At 68.7% G+C, this 17,518-nt stretch carries 14 protein-coding genes; 6 read left to right on the plus strand and 8 right to left on the minus strand.

Annotated features, from left to right (window positions below; all coding sequences use genetic code 11):
* Nucleotides 1–23: 23 nt before the first annotated feature.
* Genes ACFYO1_RS12710 through ACFYO1_RS12740 form a run of 7 tightly spaced genes read right to left on the minus strand, consistent with a single transcriptional unit; the run spans nt 24 to nt 7,897 of the window.
* Nucleotides 24–1,439: an aldehyde dehydrogenase family protein gene (locus ACFYO1_RS12710; protein ID WP_387229996.1), complete on the minus strand. Its 1,416-nt coding sequence runs from the start codon at nt 1,437–1,439 to the stop codon at nt 24–26.
* 24 nt (nt 1,440–1,463) lie between these two features.
* Nucleotides 1,464–2,270, minus strand: a complete 807-nt coding sequence (locus tag ACFYO1_RS12715; protein WP_387229998.1) for an HpcH/HpaI aldolase/citrate lyase family protein — start codon at nt 2,268–2,270, stop codon at nt 1,464–1,466.
* Complete coding sequence (gene hpaH / locus ACFYO1_RS12720; protein WP_387230000.1) at nt 2,255–3,040, minus strand: 2-oxo-hept-4-ene-1,7-dioate hydratase; 786 nt, start codon at nt 3,038–3,040, stop codon at nt 2,255–2,257. The genes ACFYO1_RS12715 and hpaH overlap by 16 nt, the downstream gene beginning before the upstream one ends.
* A gap of 11 nt (nt 3,041–3,051) precedes the next feature.
* Nucleotides 3,052–4,158: a 3,4-dihydroxyphenylacetate 2,3-dioxygenase gene (hpaD, locus tag ACFYO1_RS12725; RefSeq protein ID WP_387231856.1), complete on the minus strand. Its 1,107-nt coding sequence runs from the start codon at nt 4,156–4,158 to the stop codon at nt 3,052–3,054.
* Between the two features lie 29 nt (nt 4,159–4,187).
* Nucleotides 4,188–5,714 (minus strand): 5-carboxymethyl-2-hydroxymuconate semialdehyde dehydrogenase, encoded by a 1,527-nt coding sequence (gene hpaE / locus ACFYO1_RS12730; RefSeq protein WP_387230003.1) that lies wholly within the window; start codon nt 5,712–5,714, stop codon nt 4,188–4,190.
* 21 nt (nt 5,715–5,735) lie between these two features.
* On the minus strand, nt 5,736–6,434 hold the full coding sequence (locus ACFYO1_RS12735) for a GntR family transcriptional regulator (protein ID WP_387230005.1): 699 nt from the start codon (nt 6,432–6,434) through the stop codon (nt 5,736–5,738).
* The gene (locus ACFYO1_RS12740; protein WP_387230007.1) at nt 6,416–7,897 is read right to left on the minus strand and encodes a fumarylacetoacetate hydrolase family protein; all 1,482 of its coding nucleotides are present in this window, start codon (nt 7,895–7,897) and stop codon (nt 6,416–6,418) included. The genes ACFYO1_RS12735 and ACFYO1_RS12740 overlap by 19 nt, the downstream gene beginning before the upstream one ends.
* A gap of 149 nt (nt 7,898–8,046) precedes the next feature.
* Between ACFYO1_RS12740 and ACFYO1_RS12745 the strand changes: the two genes are divergently transcribed.
* From ACFYO1_RS12745 to solA, 6 genes are read left to right on the plus strand one after another with little or no spacing between them, the layout of a single operon-like run.
* The gene (locus ACFYO1_RS12745) at nt 8,047–9,417 is read left to right on the plus strand and encodes an MFS transporter (protein WP_387230009.1); all 1,371 of its coding nucleotides are present in this window, start codon (nt 8,047–8,049) and stop codon (nt 9,415–9,417) included.
* Between the two features lie 3 nt (nt 9,418–9,420).
* On the plus strand, nt 9,421–11,325 hold the full coding sequence (locus ACFYO1_RS12750) for an FAD-binding monooxygenase (protein ID WP_387230011.1): 1,905 nt from the start codon (nt 9,421–9,423) through the stop codon (nt 11,323–11,325).
* Nucleotides 11,322–12,794 (plus strand): APC family permease, encoded by a 1,473-nt coding sequence (locus ACFYO1_RS12755; protein ID WP_387230013.1) that lies wholly within the window; start codon nt 11,322–11,324, stop codon nt 12,792–12,794. The genes ACFYO1_RS12750 and ACFYO1_RS12755 overlap by 4 nt, the downstream gene beginning before the upstream one ends.
* A complete protein-coding gene (locus ACFYO1_RS12760; RefSeq protein ID WP_387230016.1) occupies nt 12,787–14,427 on the plus strand; it encodes an amidohydrolase in 1,641 nt (546 codons plus the stop codon). Before ACFYO1_RS12755 ends, ACFYO1_RS12760 begins: the two co-directional genes overlap by 8 nt.
* 9 nt (nt 14,428–14,436) lie before the next feature.
* On the plus strand, nt 14,437–15,570 hold the full coding sequence (locus ACFYO1_RS12765; RefSeq protein ID WP_387230018.1) for a tyramine oxidase subunit B: 1,134 nt from the start codon (nt 14,437–14,439) through the stop codon (nt 15,568–15,570).
* Nucleotides 15,571–15,590: 20 nt separating this feature from the next.
* Nucleotides 15,591–16,712: an N-methyl-L-tryptophan oxidase gene (solA, locus tag ACFYO1_RS12770; RefSeq protein WP_387230020.1), complete on the plus strand. Its 1,122-nt coding sequence runs from the start codon at nt 15,591–15,593 to the stop codon at nt 16,710–16,712.
* A 2-nt stretch (nt 16,713–16,714) separates the two neighbouring features.
* On the opposite strand, the gene ACFYO1_RS12775 is transcribed toward solA, so the two are convergent.
* Entirely contained in the window at nt 16,715–17,479 is a 765-nt protein-coding gene (locus ACFYO1_RS12775; RefSeq protein ID WP_387230022.1) for a GntR family transcriptional regulator, read from the minus strand.
* Nucleotides 17,480–17,518: the final 39 nt, after the last annotated feature.

A 17,518-nucleotide genomic window follows, 5' to 3' on the forward strand; every position in this document is an offset into this window, starting at 1 on the left:
CACCGCTAACTCGCCGGTGCCGGTCAGCCGTTGACCACCTGAGGGGCGGCGACGGACTTGAGGCCCTCGACGCCGAATTCGAGCCCGTAGCCGGACTGTTTGACGCCGCCGAACGGGATCATCGGGTGCACGCCGCCGTGCGAGTTGATCCAGACGGTGCCGGCCTCGAGCCGCCCGGCGATGGCGCGGGCGGCGGCCTTGTCGGCGCTCCAGACCGAGGCGCCGAGGCCGACGTCGAGGGCGTTGGCCATGGCGATGGCGTCCTCGATGTCGTGGTAGCGGACGATCGGCAGGGCCGGGCCGAACTGTTCCTCGGCGACCAAGGGGTTGTTGTTGTCGATGTCGGCGACCAGGGTGAGTGGATAGAAGTTGCCGGGGGCGGTGCGATCGGGGTCACCGCCGGTGAGGACAGTGGCGCCGGACTCGCGGGCCGCGTCGACCAGGCGGGAGACGATGTCGAACTGCTGGCGGTTCTGTAGCGGGCCAAGGACATTGGCTTCGTGCAGGCCGCGACCCATCGGCGTGTTCGCGGCGATCTCGACGAGGGCCGCGCAGACGGCGTCATAGACGTCGGTATGGACGTACAGGCGTTTCATGGCCGCGCAGGTCTGGCCGGTGTTGATGAACGCGCCCCAGAACAGGTCGTCGGCGATCGCCCGCGGGTCCACATCGGGGAGGACGATGCCCGCGTCGTTGCCGCCGAGTTCGAGGGTCAGGCGTTTCACCGTGTCGGCCGAGCTCTTGATCACGGCCTGCCCGGTCCGGGTGGAGCCGGTGAACATCACCTTGTCGATCTCGGGATGACCGGCCATGCGCGCACCCAGCTCGCCCGCACCCGCCACTGCCTGCAAAACATCCTGGGGCAGCACACTGTTGAGCACTTCGACCAGCGCGAGCACGCTGAGCGGGGTGTACTCCGAGGGCTTGACCACGGTGGTGTTGCCCATCCGCAGCGCGGGGGCGATCTGCCAGATGGTGATCATCATCGGCCAGTTCCACGGACCGATGGCGCCGACCACACCGAGTGGGCGATAACGCAATTCGGCATGGGCGGTCTCGTCGTCGACCACCGTCTCGCCGGGCAGCGCCGTCGCGGCGGTGGCCCGTAGCCAGGAGACGCAGGCGCCGACCTCGAAACGGGCGTTGGGGCCGTTGAGCGGCTTGCCCTGCTCGCGCGAAAGCAGTTCGGCGAGCGGCTCGGTCGCGGCCTCGACGGCGTCGGCGGCGCGCAGCAGGAGCTCGACGCGGTCCTCGTCACCGCGTGCGGCCCAGGCGCGCTGCGCGGCGCGGGCGCGCGCGATCGCCGCGTCGAGTTCCTCGACGGGCCGAAAACGCACTCGCCCCACCACCTCTCCGGTCGCGGGGTCCGGGATGGCGCGCCCGTCGGGGTCGGTGATGGTCGCGAGGAGGGTGTCGTAGCTGACCGTCGGTGACGTCATTGCCAAGTCCTTCTGTGTGGTCGATCAGTAGCTGCCGCGGGGTGTGTCGCCGGATGGCGGGCCGAGGAATCGGTGGGCGAGCGCCTCCGACCCGCGGGCGAGCAGGGCGGCGTCCGCGCCGACGAGCAGGAACGTCGCCCCGTGATGGGCGTACGCGGTCGCCAGCGCCGGGTCGAAAGCGTTGACGCCGACCGGCTTTCCGGCGTCGATGACGTCGGAGAAGGCCTTGCGCACCTGTGCGGTGACGTCCGGATGGGTCTGTTGCCCGAGCAGCCCCATGGCGGCCGCGAGGTCGCTCGGTCCGACGAAAATACCGTCGATGCCCGGCGTCTCGGCGATGGCCCTGGCGTTCTCGATGCCCTCCAGGGTCTCGATCTGCACGAACACCGAAACATGTTCGGCGGCACGGGGGAGATAGTCATCGATGCGATTCCAGCGTGCGGAGCGGGCGAGTGCGCTACCTACGCCGCGTCGCCCGGCCGGCGGATAGTGCGCTGCCGCAGCGACATCGCGCGCCTGCTCGGCGGTGGAGATCATCGGCGCCAGGATGTTCTGGGCACCCAGATCCAGGACCTGTTTGATCACGACGGCGTCGCCGACGGGCACCCGGACGACCGGTGTCACGGCATAGCCGGAGACCGCATACAGTTGCGCCAGAACGGATTCCAGCCCGTTCGGCGCATGCTCCATATCGATCAGCACCCAGTCGAGCCCGGACCCGGCCATGATCTCGGCCACCACCGGCGATCCGGTCGTGATCCACCCGCCGTACAGCGGCCGGTCGCTGTCGGACAGCGCGTCGCGCAGGGTCCGATTCAGGTGAATCGGCATGCGACGGTTCCCATCGGTCCGTAGTCGGCGAGGATGGTGTCGCCCGGTTCGACCCACAGCGGGCGGGTGAACGACCCGGCGAGCACGATCTCCCCGGCCTCGAGCCGGTCGCCGTGCTCGCCGAGCTTGTTCGCCAGCCACGCCACCCCGGTCGCGGGATGGTTGAGCACCGCGGCGGCGACCCCCGATTCCTCGATCGTCTCGTTGCGGTACAGCAGCGCGCAGACCCAGCGAAGGTCGATATCGTTGGGCCGCACCGGATTTCCGCCGTAGACCAGTCCGCCCATCGCCGCGTTGTCGCTGATCGTGTCGACGATGGTCCGTCCCGGCAGGTCGATCCGCGAGCTCAGGATCTCCAGCGCCGGGACCACGTACTCGGTGGCGCGCAGGACATCGAAGAGGGTGGCCCCGGGACCGTCGATCGGCGCGCCCAGCACGAAGGCGAGTTCGACCTCGATCCGCACATTTGCGAACCGGCCGTGCTCGATGACGGACCCGTTGTCGAAGACCATGTCGGCGAAGATGGCCCCGTAGTCCGGCTCGGTGATGCCGGTCGCCGCCTGCATCACCTTGCTGGTGAGCCCGATCTTCCGGCCGACGGGCCGGCGTCCGCTCGCGATTCCGCGGCGACGCCATTCGTTCTGCACCGCATAGGAATCCGTGACGGTCATGCCGGGGTAGCGCGCGGTCAGCAGCGGGATGGTGCGGCGGTCCCGCTCGGCCGCGGCCAACTCGTCGGCGATCGCCGCGATCGCCTCGGTGGACAGCATGGGTTCTCCTCTCAGAGTTGCGCGCCGAGCTTGTATTCGCCCGGCGTCCGGCCGGTGCCGGACTTGCGGGTGTAGGAGAACCCGTCGGCGCCGATGGTCACCGCCATCTCCGACTCGTCGGTGCGTTTGGCGAGCGGTTGCGGATTACCGTCCAGGTCCAGCACGGGCGAGGCCTCGGTGTACCAGCTCGGCACCACCGGGCTGCCCCACCAGTCGCGCCGCTGGTTGTCGTGCACATCCCAGGTGACCACGGGGTTGTCCGGATCGCCGGTGTAGTAGTCCTGGGTGTAGATCTCGATGCGGTGGCCGTCGGGATCGCGCAGGTACAGGTAAAAGGCGTTCGACACACCGTGCCGGCCGGGGCCGCGTTCGATCAGGTCGGACATGCGCAGCGCGCCGAGCTTGTCGCAGATGGCGATGATGTTGTGCTTCTCGTGGGTGGCGAAGGCCACGTGGTGCATTCGCGGCCCGTCCCCGCCGGTCATCGCGGTGTCGTGCACGGTGGACTTGCGCCGCAGCCACGCCGCGTACACCGTGCCGCCGGCGTCCTGGATGTCCTCGGTGACCCGGAAACCCAAGTCCTCCATGTACTTCACCGCGCGCGGGACGTCGGGGGTGACCTGATTGAAGTGGTCGAGCCGGACCAGCGCGCCCGGGGAGTACAGCTCGTAATGCCAGGCGAGGCGCTCGACATGCGCTACGTCGTAGAAGAATTCGTACGGAAAGCCGAGCGGATCCTGCACCCGCACCGAGTCCCCGACGCCCTTGGTGAAACCCGTCGCGCGCCGCTCGACCCGGCAGCCCAGCTCGGTGTAGAACGCGACGGCCCGGTCCAGTTCCGCGGCGCCGCGCACCCGGTAGGCGAACGCCGCGACGGCGGCGACCGGCCCCTGCCGGAGCACCAGATTGTGGTGGATGAACTCCTCGAACGACCTGAGGTAGACGGCGTTCTCGTCCTCCTCGGTCACCACGAGCCCGAGGACGTCGACGTAGAAGTGCCGCGATCGTGCCAGGTCGGTGACGACCAGCTCCATGTACGCACAGCGGACCACATCCGGCGGCGTGGCCTCCGGCGTGCGGATGGGGTTGCGCGCCTGGATCGGATCCGTAACGGTCACAACGGGTTCGGGGGAGTCGGGGGTGACGATCACGATGATTCCTGCTTGCCGAAGGTCGGGTTGTGCGCCGCGCCGAGGGTGATGTGCACGGCCTGCTGATCGGTGTAGAAGTCGATGGAGCGGTAGCCGCCCTCGTGGCCGAGCCCGGAGGCCTTCACGCCGCCGAACGGGGTCCGTAGATCGCGGACGTTGTTGGAGTTGAGCCAGACCATGCCCGCCTCGATCGCCTGCGCGAAGGTGTGTGCGCGTTTCAGGTCGTTGGTCCAGACGTAGGCGGCCAGGCCGTACCGGACACCGTTGGCGAGGGCGAGCGCCTCCTCCTCGGTATCGAACGGCGTGATCGCGACGACCGGGCCGAAGATTTCCTCCTGGAAGATCCTGGCCTCCGGTTCGACGTCGGCGAATACCGTTGGCGCGACGAAGTTCCCGGTGCCGAACCCGTCGGGTCGGCCACCGCCCGCGACCAGGCGGCCCTCGGATTTACCGAGGTCGACGTAGCTCATCACCTTCTCGAAGTGCTCCGGGTGCACGAGAGCGCCCACCTCGGTATCCGGGTCGTGCGGGTAGCCGACGACCACCCGTTTCGCCTGTGCGGCATAGCGTTCGACGAATTCGTCGTAGATCGGCCGCTCGACCAGGATCCGGCTGCCCGCGGTGCATCGTTCGCCGTTGAGCGAGAACACGCCGAAGATGGTCGCGTCGATCGCGGCGTCCAGGTCGGCGTCGGCGAAGACCACGGCGGGGCTCTTGCCGCCCAGCTCCATCGACAACCCCTTCAGCGACGCGGCGGCGTTGCCGAAGATGATCTGCCCGGTGCGGCTCTCGCCGGTGAACGAGATCAGCGGGACGCCAGGATGTTTCACCAGGGCGTCGCCGGCCTCCTCGCCGAGCCCGTTGACCAGATTGAACACCCCGTGCGGCAGCCCGGCTTCCTCGAAGATCCCGGCCCACAGCGACGCCGACAGCGGCGTGAACTCGGCGGGCTTGAGCACCACCGTGTTTCCGGTGGCCAGCGCGGGCGCCAGCTTCCAGGACTCCAGCATGAACGGGGTGTTCCACGGCGTGATCAACCCGGCGACGCCGATCGGCTTGCGATTGACGTAGTTGAGCTGCTGCCCCGGCACCTTGTAGGCGTCGTCCACCTGGGCGACCACGAGATCGGCGAAGAACCGGAAGTTCTCCGCCGCGCGGCGGGCCTGGCCCAGCGCCTGCGTGATGGGCAACCCCGAGTCGAACGATTCCAGCTCGGCCAGCCGCGCGTCCCGGGATTCCACGATGTCCGCGATCCGGTGCAACACGCGCGAGCGTTCGCGGGGCAGCATGCGCGGCCACGGTCCCGCCGTGAAGGCCTTGGTCGCCGCGATCACCGCAAGGTCGATATCGGCCTTTTTCCCCGCGGCCGCCTGTACATAGACCTCATTGGTCACGGGATCGAGCACACCGAACGTCGCGCCGTCGACCGAGTCGACGAACGCGCCGTCGATGTAGTGCTGAATGCGCGCCGGTAGGTCCGAGGGCGTGTGCGGGGTGGCGGAAGTGCGCACCGCGTTGGTCATGAGCGACTCCAGGTTCGAGGTTCAGAGGGCCGGGTGGCCGGAGGGTTCGTCGGGGTGCTCGTGGGCCAGGTAGGCGTCGAGGGTGGCCGAGCGGTGGCGGCGGGCGACCTGCTCGATCTCGCCGAGCGGGGCGCTGGTTTCGATGAGGCGCACGATGTTCTCGTGCTCGCGCACGGATTCGTGGGCGCGCCCGGGGACGAAGGAGAAGGTGGACGAGCGCAGGTGCCCCAGGCGCGACCACTCGGCCTCGACGAGGGTGACGATGCGCGGATTCACGCACTTGGTGAACAGGATCGCGTGGAACTCGTGGTTGAGCGCGGTGAACGCGCTCGGGTCGAAATCGTCCAGGGACGCGATCATGCGCTCGTTGACCGCCCGCGCCCGGCGCAGGTCGTCCTCGGTCAATCGGCCGGCCGCGAGGGCGGTCGCCGCGCCCTCGAGCACGCTGAGCGCCTGCATGCTGTGCCGGTACTGCGAGTCGTCCACCATCGAAACCTGTGCGCCCACATTGCGTTCGAAGGTGATCAGGCCCTCGGCCTCGAGCTGCCGGATCGCCTCGCGCACCGGAACCACGCTCATGTCGAGGTCCTTGGCGATGGCGCTGAGCACCAGCCGATAGCCCGGCGTGTACTCCTGCCGGGCGATCCGGTCCTTGATCCAGTGATACGCGACCTGTGACTTGCTCTGCGTACCACTGGATTTCACTGATTCTGGCGCCACTGTCGGTACCTCGCCTTCCATTCCGCGTCGGGGGGAAACAGCCCGGCCACCGGATGCCCGGCGCCGACCTGCTCGGCGATCCAGCCGTCTTGGATCTCCTGCTCGAGCGCATCGTCGGCCACTGCTTCGGCGATGCCCGAGGGTAGGACGATCACACCATCTCCGTCGCCGACGACGATGTCGCCGGGCTGAACGGTGGCGCCCCCGCAGGAAATGGTGAGGTCGGCGTCCCAGGGCACGTGCCTGCGGCCGAGTACCGCGGGATGCGAACCCGCGGCGAAGACCGGCAGACCGGTGGCGGCGACCGCGTCGTGGTCGCGCACTCCGCCGTCGGTCACCACGCCGGCCGCGCCGCGTACCTTGGCGCGGAGGGCGAGGATGTCGCCGAGCGTGCCCGATCCGGTCTCGCCGCGGGCCTCGATCACGATGACCTCGCCCGGCCCGACGGTGTCGAATACGCGCTTCTGCGCGTTGTATCCGCCGCCGTGCGAGTCGAACAGGTCTTCGCGGTTCGGCACGAACCGCAGCGTCCGGGCGGCGCCGACGAGCCTGGTTCCGGGTTTCGCCGGACGCACGCCCTCGATGGACACGTTGTTCAGGCCGCGCTTGCGGAGCTGCTGCGACAACGCCGCGACCGGCACCCGGGACAGCTTGGCGCGCAGCTCGTCCGAGAGCGCCGTCGCGGGAAGCCCGGCGGCGCACCGAGATCCCCACGCCTCGGTCCGCTGGGTGTCGTCCACCGACGGGAGCGAACCGAGCGCGGCGTCGAACTCGTGGACGCCCTGTACCACCGTCGTGACCAGCCGACCGGAGCTTGGCGCCTCGGCGGTGTCGGGCGCGTCTACCTCGACCTCGACCACGTCGCCGGGCACGACTACCGAGGAGCCGGCCGGGGTCCCGGTGAGGATCACATCGCCGGGCTCTAGCGTGAAGTGCTGCGACAGGTCCGAAATCAGCTGGGGGAGTAGAAAAATCATCTCCGAGGCGGAGTCCTCCTGGGCGAGAACCCCATTGACCCAGGTGCGCACCCGCAGTGCCGCCGGTTCGACGGTCCGGGCATCGATCAGGCCGGGCCCCAGAGGCGTGAACCCGTCGCCGCCCTTGGATCGGATATTGGATCCCTTGTCGTTGGCCCGCAGGTCGTACACGCCGAAGTCGTTGCCCGCGGTGATCGCGGCGACATGCCGCCAAGCGGATTCGATCGGCACCCGGCGGGCGGCGCTGCCGATGATCAGCGCGATCTCGCCTTCGAACGCCAGCAGTTCGGTGCCGCAGGGTCTTTCGACGACGCCGCCGGTGGCCGCGACCGAACTGCTCGGTTTCAGGAAGTAGGACGGGTGCGCCGGTCGCCGGCCCCGCTGGTCCGCCCGGGAGGCGTAGCTGAGGTGGACCGCGATGATCTTGCCCGGCCTGGTCGGCAGCGCGGAAAACCGACGATCAGCTGCGTCGATGTCGATCTTCATGAACCTCCTCAAACCGCTCTTGCATCGTATCTCAAATCGTATATCATCGGTGAAGCGAGTAGCAAGTGACGCAGATCGCATTTCGAAGTCGTCGTGACCTCCCACACCCCGGAAGCGCCGACGGCGAGCACTATCCGAAGGAGTCCCAGATGAGTGCCCCACCCCGATCTGGGACATTGATGGTCAGCGAAAAAGACCGCCGCCGAGTCGTTTTCGCGACCGTGGTCGGGACGACGGTCGAGTGGTACGACTACTTCGTCTACGCGGGCGCGGCCGGGCTGGTGTTCGGCAAGCTCTTCTTCCAGCCCGCCGGGGAGGGGATCGCTACCATCCTGTCCTTCCTCACGGTGGGGATCAGTTTCCTGTTCCGTCCGCTGGGCGCCTTCCTCGCCGGTCATTTCGGCGACAAGTACGGGCGGCGGGTCATCCTGATGGTCACGCTGGTGGCCATGGGCGGCGCGACGACGCTGATCGGCCTGCTACCCACCTATGCCGTGGCCGGCGTCGCCGCGCCGGTCCTGCTGATCCTGCTGCGCATCCTCCAAGGCATCTCGGCGGGCGGGGAATGGGGCGGCGCCGTGCTCATGGCGGTCGAGCACGCACCACCCGGCAGGCGCGGTGTATTCGGCGCGGCGCCGCAGGTGGGTGTCCCGCTCGGCCTGCTGTCGGCCTCCGGTGTGCTGGCTCTGATGACGGTGCTCGCGCCCGGCGACGCCTTCCTCGAATGGGGTTGGCGCGTACCGTTTCTGCTCTCGATCGTGCTCATCCTGGTCGGCCATTACATTCGCCGCCGGGTCGAGGAGAGCCCGGTCTTCGTCGAGCTCGCCGAACGCAGCGAGCAGGCCACCACCCCCATTGTCGACCTGTTCCGCGGGCACGGCCTGCTCGTGCTGGTCGCGGCGCTCGTTTTCGCGGGCAACAGCGCCGTGGGGTACATGACCACCGGTGGCTATATCCAGAACTACGCCACCGACGCCCACGGCCCGGTCGGCCTGGCCCGCGGCCCGGTGCTGTGGGCGGTCGCCGGTTCCGCCGTCACCTGGTTGCTCTGCACCTGGATCGGCGCCGCGCTCAGCGACCGGATCGGCAGGCGCGCAACCTATCTCATCGGCTGGGTGCTCCTGCTCGGCGCGCTGGTCCCGCTCTTCCCGCTGGTGCGCACCGCGAATCCGGGGCTGCTCTGGTGCGGGCTGGCGCTGCTGACCGTCGGCCTCGGCCTCACCTACGGCCCGCAGGCCGCCTTCTACGCCGAGCTGTTCCCGGCCTCCGTCCGGTTCTCCGGCGTCGCGGTCTCCTACGCGATCGGGGCGATCCTCGGCGGCGCGTTCGCCCCGACGATCGCCGCCGCGCTGGTGCGCACCACCGGGACGACCACATCGGTCGTGCTGTATCTCGGCGGATTCGTCGTGGTCAGTTTCGCGGCGACCCTGCTGCTGCGCGACCGGCGCGCGCTCCCGCTCGGCCCCGATCACGAAGCGGCACAGGCGGTTAGCCCGATCAGAGGAATGACGAGGGTCTGAACAGTGCAGTTCCATCATCACGGTTACGTGTCCACCGATCCGCGCGTGCAACCGGCCGCCGGTGTCGGCCTCGACCGGCCGGACGAGCTGCCCGAGGCGGTCGACGTGCTGATCGTCGGCACCGGTCCGGCGGGCATGATCACCGCCGCCCAGCTGGCCCAGTTCCCGACGGTCGACGCGAGGATCATCGAACAGCGCCCGGCCCGCCTGGCCATCGGGCAGGCCGATGGCATCCAGGCGCGCAGCGTCGAGACGTTCCAGGCGTTCGGATTCGCCGACCGCATCGTCGCCGAGGCGTTCCGCATCACCGAAATGGCCTTCTGGAAACCGGATCCCCATGATCGGTCGAAGATCGTCCGGGCGGCGCGCACCCGCGACGATCCGACCGGCATCAGCGAGTTCCCGCACCTGCTGGTGAACCAGGCGCGGGTGCTCGACTACTTCGCCGAGGCGATGGTCAACGCGCCGGCCCGGATGCGGCCCGACTACGGGTATCGGTTCCGCGACCTGGAGATCGCCGACGGCGACTATCCGGTGCGCGTGCACCTGGTGCACACCGTGGGCGAACGGGAAGGCCGTTCGCGCACGGTGCGCGCGAAGTATGTGGTCGGCGCGGACGGGGCGCACAGTCGCGTGCGTGCTTCTATCGGCTGTATTCCGCAGGGGAACAAAGCGTTCCATGCCTGGGGTGTGATGGACGCGCTGGCGGTCACGGACTTCCCCGATATCCGCACCAAGTGCGCCATCCAATCCGGGACCGGCGGGAGCATCCTGCACATTCCGCGGGAGGGCGGCTACCTGTTCCGCATGTACGTCGATCTGGGCGAGGTCGCCGAGGACGACAACGGCCGGGTGCGCGACACCACCATCGAGGCGATCATCGAGCATGCCAACGAGATCCTGCATCCGTACACCCTCGACGTCCGGGATGTCGCCTGGCACAGCGTCTATGAGGTCGGGCACCGCGTGACCGATCGCTTCGACGACGTGCCGGCCGACGCGGTGGGCACCCGGACGCCGCGGGTGTTCATCGCCGGCGACGCGTGCCACACGCACAGCGCGAAGGCCGGACAGGGCATGAACGTCTCGATGCAGGACGGGTTCAACCTCGGCTGGAAGCTCGGTCACGTGCTGGCCGGGCGGAGCCCGGAAACCCTACTGGCCACGTATTCGGCTGAGCGGCAGGTGATCGCGCAGAATCTCATCGACTTCGACCGGGAGTGGTCGAGCATGATGGCCAAGCGCCCGGAGGAGTTCGAATCGCCCTCGGCGCTCGAGGACTTCTACGTCAAAACCGCGGAGTTCCCGGCCGGTTTCATGACCACGTACCCACCGTCGATGATCATCGGCACACCGGCGCATCAGCGGCTGGCGAGTGGTTTTCCGATCGGGAAACGCTTCAAGTCCGCACCGGTGGTCCGGGTCGCCGATGCCAACCCGGTGCACCTCGGGCACCACCACCGGGCCGACGGCCGTTGGCGGATATACGCTTTCGCCGCCGACCCGACCCTGGTCGGCGGCGATGTCTCGGTGCTCGACCGGTGGGCGGACTGGCTCGGCACGGCGGCCGAATCGCCCCTGGTCGCGTTCACGCCGAAGGACGCCGACCGGGACACCGTCTTCGACGTGAAGGTGATCTATCGACAGGACCACGCCGCCGTGGACATCGGCGCGGTGCCCACGATCTTCCTGCCGACGGTCGGGCCGTTCCAGGTCGTCGACTACGAGAAGGTGTACGCGACCGACCCGCAGGTCGACATCTTCGCCGAACGGGGCATCGATCGCCGCGGTGCCGTGGTGGTCGTGCGCCCGGATCAGTATGTGGCCGCGGTGTTTCCGCTCACCGCGACCACGGAACTAGCCACCTTCTTCGACCAGATCCTGCTGCCTCCGCCGGAGTTCTCATGACCCTCGACAGTCCGGCGGCGAACGAGCCCGCCGTCCATGATCACCAGCTGCGCCGCGGTTCGCTCGGCGTGTTCGGGGTGACGTTCTCCGTCATCTCCGCGGCCGCGCCGCTGACCGCGATGGCCGGCGGCGCCCCGGTGGCGATGCTGCTGGGCAACGGCGCCGGTGTGCCGGGCGCCTACCTGCTGACCGTCGCCACGCTGCTGGTGTTCGCCGTCGGCTACACGGCGATGGCCCGGCATCACACCAGCACCGGTGCGTTCTACTCCTACATCACCCGCGGTCTGCGTCAGCAATTCGGCGGCGCCGCAGCGTATCTCGCGCTGTTGAGCTACAACGCCATGCAGATCGGGCTCTGGGGACTGTTCGGCGCCGCGACCGGCGGATTCTTCGCCGACGAGTTCGGGGTCGACCTCGACTGGTGGGTGTATGTGCTGATCGGCATCGCCGTCGTCGCGGTGCTCGGCTACCGGCAGATCGATCTGTCGGTGAAGATGCTGTCGGTTCTGGTGGCCGCCGAATTCCTCGTGGTGCTCGTGCTCGCCGTGGTGATCGCGGTGCGCGGCGGCGACTTCGGAACCACCTCGCTGAGCGCGACTCCGCTCACGCCCAGCGCGCTGACCAGCGGTTCACTGCCGATCGCGCTGCTGTTCTGCTTCGCGTCGTTCGTCGGTTTCGAGGCCACCGCGATCTACAGCGAGGAGGCCGCCGATCCGAAGCGGACGGTGCCGCGGGCGACGTTCCTGTCCGTGCTCACCATCGGCGTGGTCTATACGGCGGTCACCTTTCTGATGATCAACGGTGCCGGTGTCGACAACGTCCAGAGCTTCATCGAAAAGCTGGTCGACCCGACGACGTTCCTGTTCGAGCTCTCCGATTCCTATATCGGGGGCTGGTATACGACGGTCCTGCGGTTCCTGTTCTGCACCAGCGTCTTCGCCGCCGTGCTCGCGTTCCACAACGCGGTGGCCCGCTACAGCTACGCACTCGGGCGCGAGGGTCTGCTGCCCGCGCGCGCGGGCCGGACCCATGTCGTGCACCGGAGCCCGCATGTCGGTTCGGTCGCGCAGTCGGTGCTGGCGTCGATCGTGGTCGGGGTGTTCGCGGTGACCGGCCAGGATCCCGTGCGGGCGCTGTTCACCTGGCTGACCAACCTCGGCACCCTGGGGGTGATCGCGCTGATGGCGGCGTGCTCGTTCGCCGTCGTCGCGTTCTTCCACCGGAATCGCGATCTGGACGCGAACCTGCTGCGCACGCTGATCGCGCCGATGGTGGCCGGCGCCGCCCTGGTCGCCATCCTCGGGTATGCGATCGGCAACTTCGATCTGCTCATCAGTGCCGGCGGGGTGCTCGCCTGGTTGCTGCCCGCCCTGCTTGTCCTGGCCATTGCCGCCGGAATTGTTGCGGCACTGATACTTCGAACGCGCGCGCCACAGCGGTACGCGGAGATGGGACGGCACTATGTCTGACACCTTGCACACCGATGCGGCGGTGTGGACGGCCGACGAGTCGATACCGCACGCGTCGTCGTTCCTGGTCCGCGACGGTCTCATCGTCGCCCTGGATCCCGCGCCCGGTGACCTGACCGGACGCGAGACCGTCGTCGAGCACGGTGGCGCGTTCGTCATGCCCGGTCTGGGTGATGTCCACACCCATCACCTCGTGGCCGGCCGCGCCGACCTGTCCGAGTTGGCGCTGGATGCGACGGCCTCGCTCGACGCGGTGCTGACCTCGATCGAGAACTGGGCCGCCGGTCTGGCGAGCGACGCGTGGATTGTCGGCGGCGGGTGGGGAAGTACGCTCGCACAGGCTGTTTCGAGTCCGGCCGTGCTACGTCGGCTCGACCGGGCCGCCGGGGGGCGGCCGGTGCTGTTACGCGACGACAGTTGCCACAATCGCTGGGTCAGCTCCCGGGCCATGGAACTCGCGGGTCTCAGCGGGGCCTCCGGTGATCCCGCGGGCGGTGAGATCGTGCGCGACCGGGCGACCGGCGAGCCGGTCGGGCTGCTCATCGAATCGGCGCTCATCCCGGTGGAGCGGGCGTACGCGTCGTCGCTGGGCGACAGCACCGCACTCGACGCCGCCGGATGCCGCAGAGCCGTCGAGCTGCTGCACGGCTTCGGCATCACGCACTTCCAGGACGCCGCGGCGTCGCTGCCGATGCTGCGCGCCCTGGCCGAACTCGACCGGCGCGGCGAGTTGGCCGCCTGGGTGGTGACCTCGGCGCAGATCAACGATCGGATCTTCGGCACAGACCCGATCGGCGTCCCGCTGCTGGATGCGGCCCAGCAGTATCGAACCGCCCATCACCGGCCGGATTTCGTCAAGATCTTCCTCGACGGCGTGCCCACGTCGCGGACCGCGCTGTTCCTCGAGCCGTATCTGCCCGACGCCGAGCACGGGGACACGTGGGTGGGGGAGAGCGCGATGACGCCCGCCGAACTCACCGAGTGGCTGATCGAGGTGGCCCGGCGGGGGCTGGGCGCGAAGGTGCACTGCACCGGAGACGGCTCGGTCCGGATGCTGCTCGACGCCGTGGCCGAGGTCCGCGAGGCCGGCTATGCGGACACGATCGTGCAGCTGGCGCACGGCGAATACATCGCCGAGGCGGACCTCCCGCGCGTCGCCGCATTGAAGGTGGTCGCGGATCTGTCTCCGCCGCTGTGGTTTCCCGGCGTCATCTTCGAGGCGCATTGCCACTGCATCCCGCGCGATCGGGCAATCCGCATGTGTCCCAACCGAACTCTGCTCGACTCCGGCGTGCTGCTGGCCGGCGGTTCGGACTGGCCGGTCACGCCGAGCCCGAACCCGTGGATCGGCATCCAGGGCTTGGTGACTCGGGCCGACCCCACCGGCGCTTTCCCCGGGACGCTGGGGCCGGAGCAGGCGCTGACCGTGGCCGAGGCGATGCGCGCGTACACGATCGGCGTCGCGCGGGCGAGCGGGCTCGGCGCGGTCGCCGGTTCGCTGCTGCCGGGCAAGTCCGCCGATTTCACTGTCCTGGACCGCGATCCGTTCGCGATCGACCCCATCGACCTGGCCGGCACCGAGTCGGTGCAAACCTGGTTCGCCGGGCGTCCGGTCCATTCCTCGGTGCCGTAAGGAAGCAGCATGGATACCCCCTCGATCGACTTTCTCTACCTCTCCGAACCCGACATGATCGCCGCCGGAGTCACCGACATGGCGGCCTGCGTGGACGCCATGCAGGAGACGTTCGTGCTGCTGCACCAGGGCGATTACCGGATGGCGGGCCCGAACAGCGACTCGCACGGCGCGATGATCACCTTTCCGGACCACTCGCCGTTCCCGAACATGCCGGCCAATACCCCGGAGCGGCGGTTCATGGCGATGCCCGCCTACCTCGGCGGTAGCTTCGGCACCAGCGGGATGAAGTGGTACGGATCGAATATCGCCAACCGGGACAGGGGATTACCGCGATCGATCCTCATGTTCCTGCTCAGCGACACCGACACCGGCGCGCCGCTCGCGCTCATGTCGGCGAATCTGTTGTCCGCCTACCGAACCGGCGCGGTGCCGGGGGTCGGCGCGCGGCTGCTGGCCCGCCCGGACTCCCGGGTGGCAGGCATCGTCGGTCCCGGCGTGATGGCCCGGACCTCGCTCGCCGCGTTCGTCGCGGCCTGCCCGAACCTCGATACCGTCAAGATCAAGGGCCGCGGTCAGGGCAGCATCGACGCGTTCGGGAAGTGGGTCGCCGAGGAGTATCCGCAGCTCGAGACGATCGTCGTGGACACCATCGAGGAGGCGGTGCGCGACAGTGACATCGTCACCTACTGCACCACCGGCGTGCCGGGTGATCCGGCGAATTATCCGGCCGTCGTGCGGGATTGGGTGCGACCGGGTGCGTTTCTGAGCATGCCCGCCCCGTGCGATATCGACGAATCCATGCAGGGGCCGGAGGTCCGCAAGGTCGTCGACAACGTCCGGCTCTACGAGGCGTGGGCGGAGGAGGTCGGCCATCCGGTGCACCACCGGATCCCGATCATCGGCTGCAAGTTCATGGACATGATCCAGGCCGGGGTGATGGACACCGACGACCTGGTGGACCTCGGCGCGATCGCCGCGGGCGCGCAGACCGGCCGGCGCACCGACGACGAGATCGTGCTCTTCTCGGTCGGCGGCATGCCGGTCGAGGACGTGGCCTGGGGGACCGTGGTGTATCGGAACGCCGTCGAACGGGGCATCGGCACCACCCTGAACCTGTGGCAAACGCCCGCACTGGCATGACTACGGAAAGGTCTCGGACAATGGACGCGGATGTGGTCGTCATCGGCCTGGGCAGCGCGGGCTCGATGGCGTTGTGGCAGTTGGCAAAACGCGGGCTCGACGTGATCGGCATCGAACAGTTCGGCATCGGCCACGCCCGCGGGTCGTACGCGGGCGACTCCCGCCTGTTCCGCTCCGCCGTGCACGAGGGGCCGCGCTACGTGCCGCGGCTGCGGCGAGCGCGCGAGCTGTGGCGGGACCTGGAGCGGGAGACCGGCAGACACCTCTACGACGAATGCGGCGCGCTACAGATCGGCGCGGCCGGTTCGGGCAGTATCGCCAAATCCATTGCCTCGGCAGCGGAATTCGAATTGCCGCACGAGGTGCTCGACGCGGCCGCCTTGCGTGCGCGGTATCCGCAACACCGCGTCGACGACGACACCGTCGCCGTGTTCGACCATCAGGCGGGCAGCCTCTATCCCGAGGCGAGCGTGCTCGCCGCCGTCGAAGCGGCCAGATCCCATGGGGCGCGGATCATGACCAACGCCGAGGTCACCGACTTCGACGAACGCGGCGGCCGGCTGGAGATCGTGACCGCCGATGTCCGGGTCACCTGCGCGAAAGTCGTTGTGGCCACCGGGTCCTGGACTCTGCGGCTGCGCCCGGACCTCAAGGGTTTCCTGCAGATCCTGCCGCTCTCGCTCACCTGGTTCATGCCGCATCATCCCGAATGGTTCACCGCGGACCGGTTTCCGGTGTTCATCCGCGACGAGGACGGCGTGCATCTCTACGGCACGCCCAGCCACGACTCCTACAGCGTGAAGGTGGCGACGGAACCGCTGTGGCCCGCGATCTCCGGACCCGACGACGTGCCGACGTTCAGTCGCGCCGACGTACGCCGAATCGGCAGTTGGGCAGCGGATTTCATCCCCGATCTGAACCCCGAGCCGGTGCGCTACTCGATGCACCACGACATCTTCGCGCCCGGCGACCTGCCCCTGGTCGATCTGGACGAGGACACCGGAATGCTGCTGCTCACCGCGTTCTCCGGACGCGGGTTCAAGTTCGCGCCGGTGTTCGGCGAGATCGCCGCCGATCTGCTCACCGGAACCCGCAACGAGCTCTGGGACTCCGGTTTCGCGCTGGCCACGCATCCGCGGTGAGCTCAGGGCTTCGCCCGCCGGTTGCGTTCGGCGATGGCGCGCAACGTGCCGAGTTTGTGGTCCCGGGCGGCGAATTCGATCTCGCGCAGGTCGGCGCCGGTCTCGATGAGGTCGATCAGGCGCTCGTGTTCGGCGATGGAGCCCTGTGCCCGGCCGGGCACGAACGCGAACGAGGTGCGGCGCACCAGGTCCAGCCGGGCCCATTCGGCCCCGGCCAGGGCTCGGATGTGCGCGTTCGGGCAGCGTTGCAGGATCACGTCGTGGAAGTGGTGGTTGAGTTCGGTGAACGCGGCCGGGTCGAAGGCGGTCAGCGCCTGCGCCATCTGCCGGTTGAGCGTGCGGGCGCGGGCGATGTCGGTCTTGCGCATCCGGGTCGCCGCCGCGGCCGTCGCGTACCCCTCCAGCACCGCCAGGGTCTGCATCGCCTGCTGGTACTCACCGGTCTCCAGCTGCGCCACCCTGGCGCCGACATTGCGGATGAATTCGACGTACCCCTCGGCCTCCAACCGGCGCACCGCTTCCCGCACCGGCACCGCGCTGACGCCGAATTCCCGGGCCAGTTGCTCGAGCACGAGGCGATACCCCGGCCCGTACTCGCCCGCGACGATGCGGGACCGGATGAGCTCGTACGCGGCCTCGTGTTTGGATCCGGTCCCGTCCGGACCGGTCGGGATGGAGCGTTGCGGCACAGTGCCTTCCATGTCCATGATTCTGCGGCCGTCGCGCCGCGCCGGATCGAGCACCCGGTGTCCATCCGTTGACTTCACGCGCACACTGTCACGGCCGGGCCTGTGCCGGGGGTGGTC

This window comes from Nocardia sp. NPDC006044, assembly GCF_042871115.1.
Taxonomy (GTDB): domain Bacteria; phylum Actinomycetota; class Actinomycetes; order Mycobacteriales; family Mycobacteriaceae; genus Nocardia.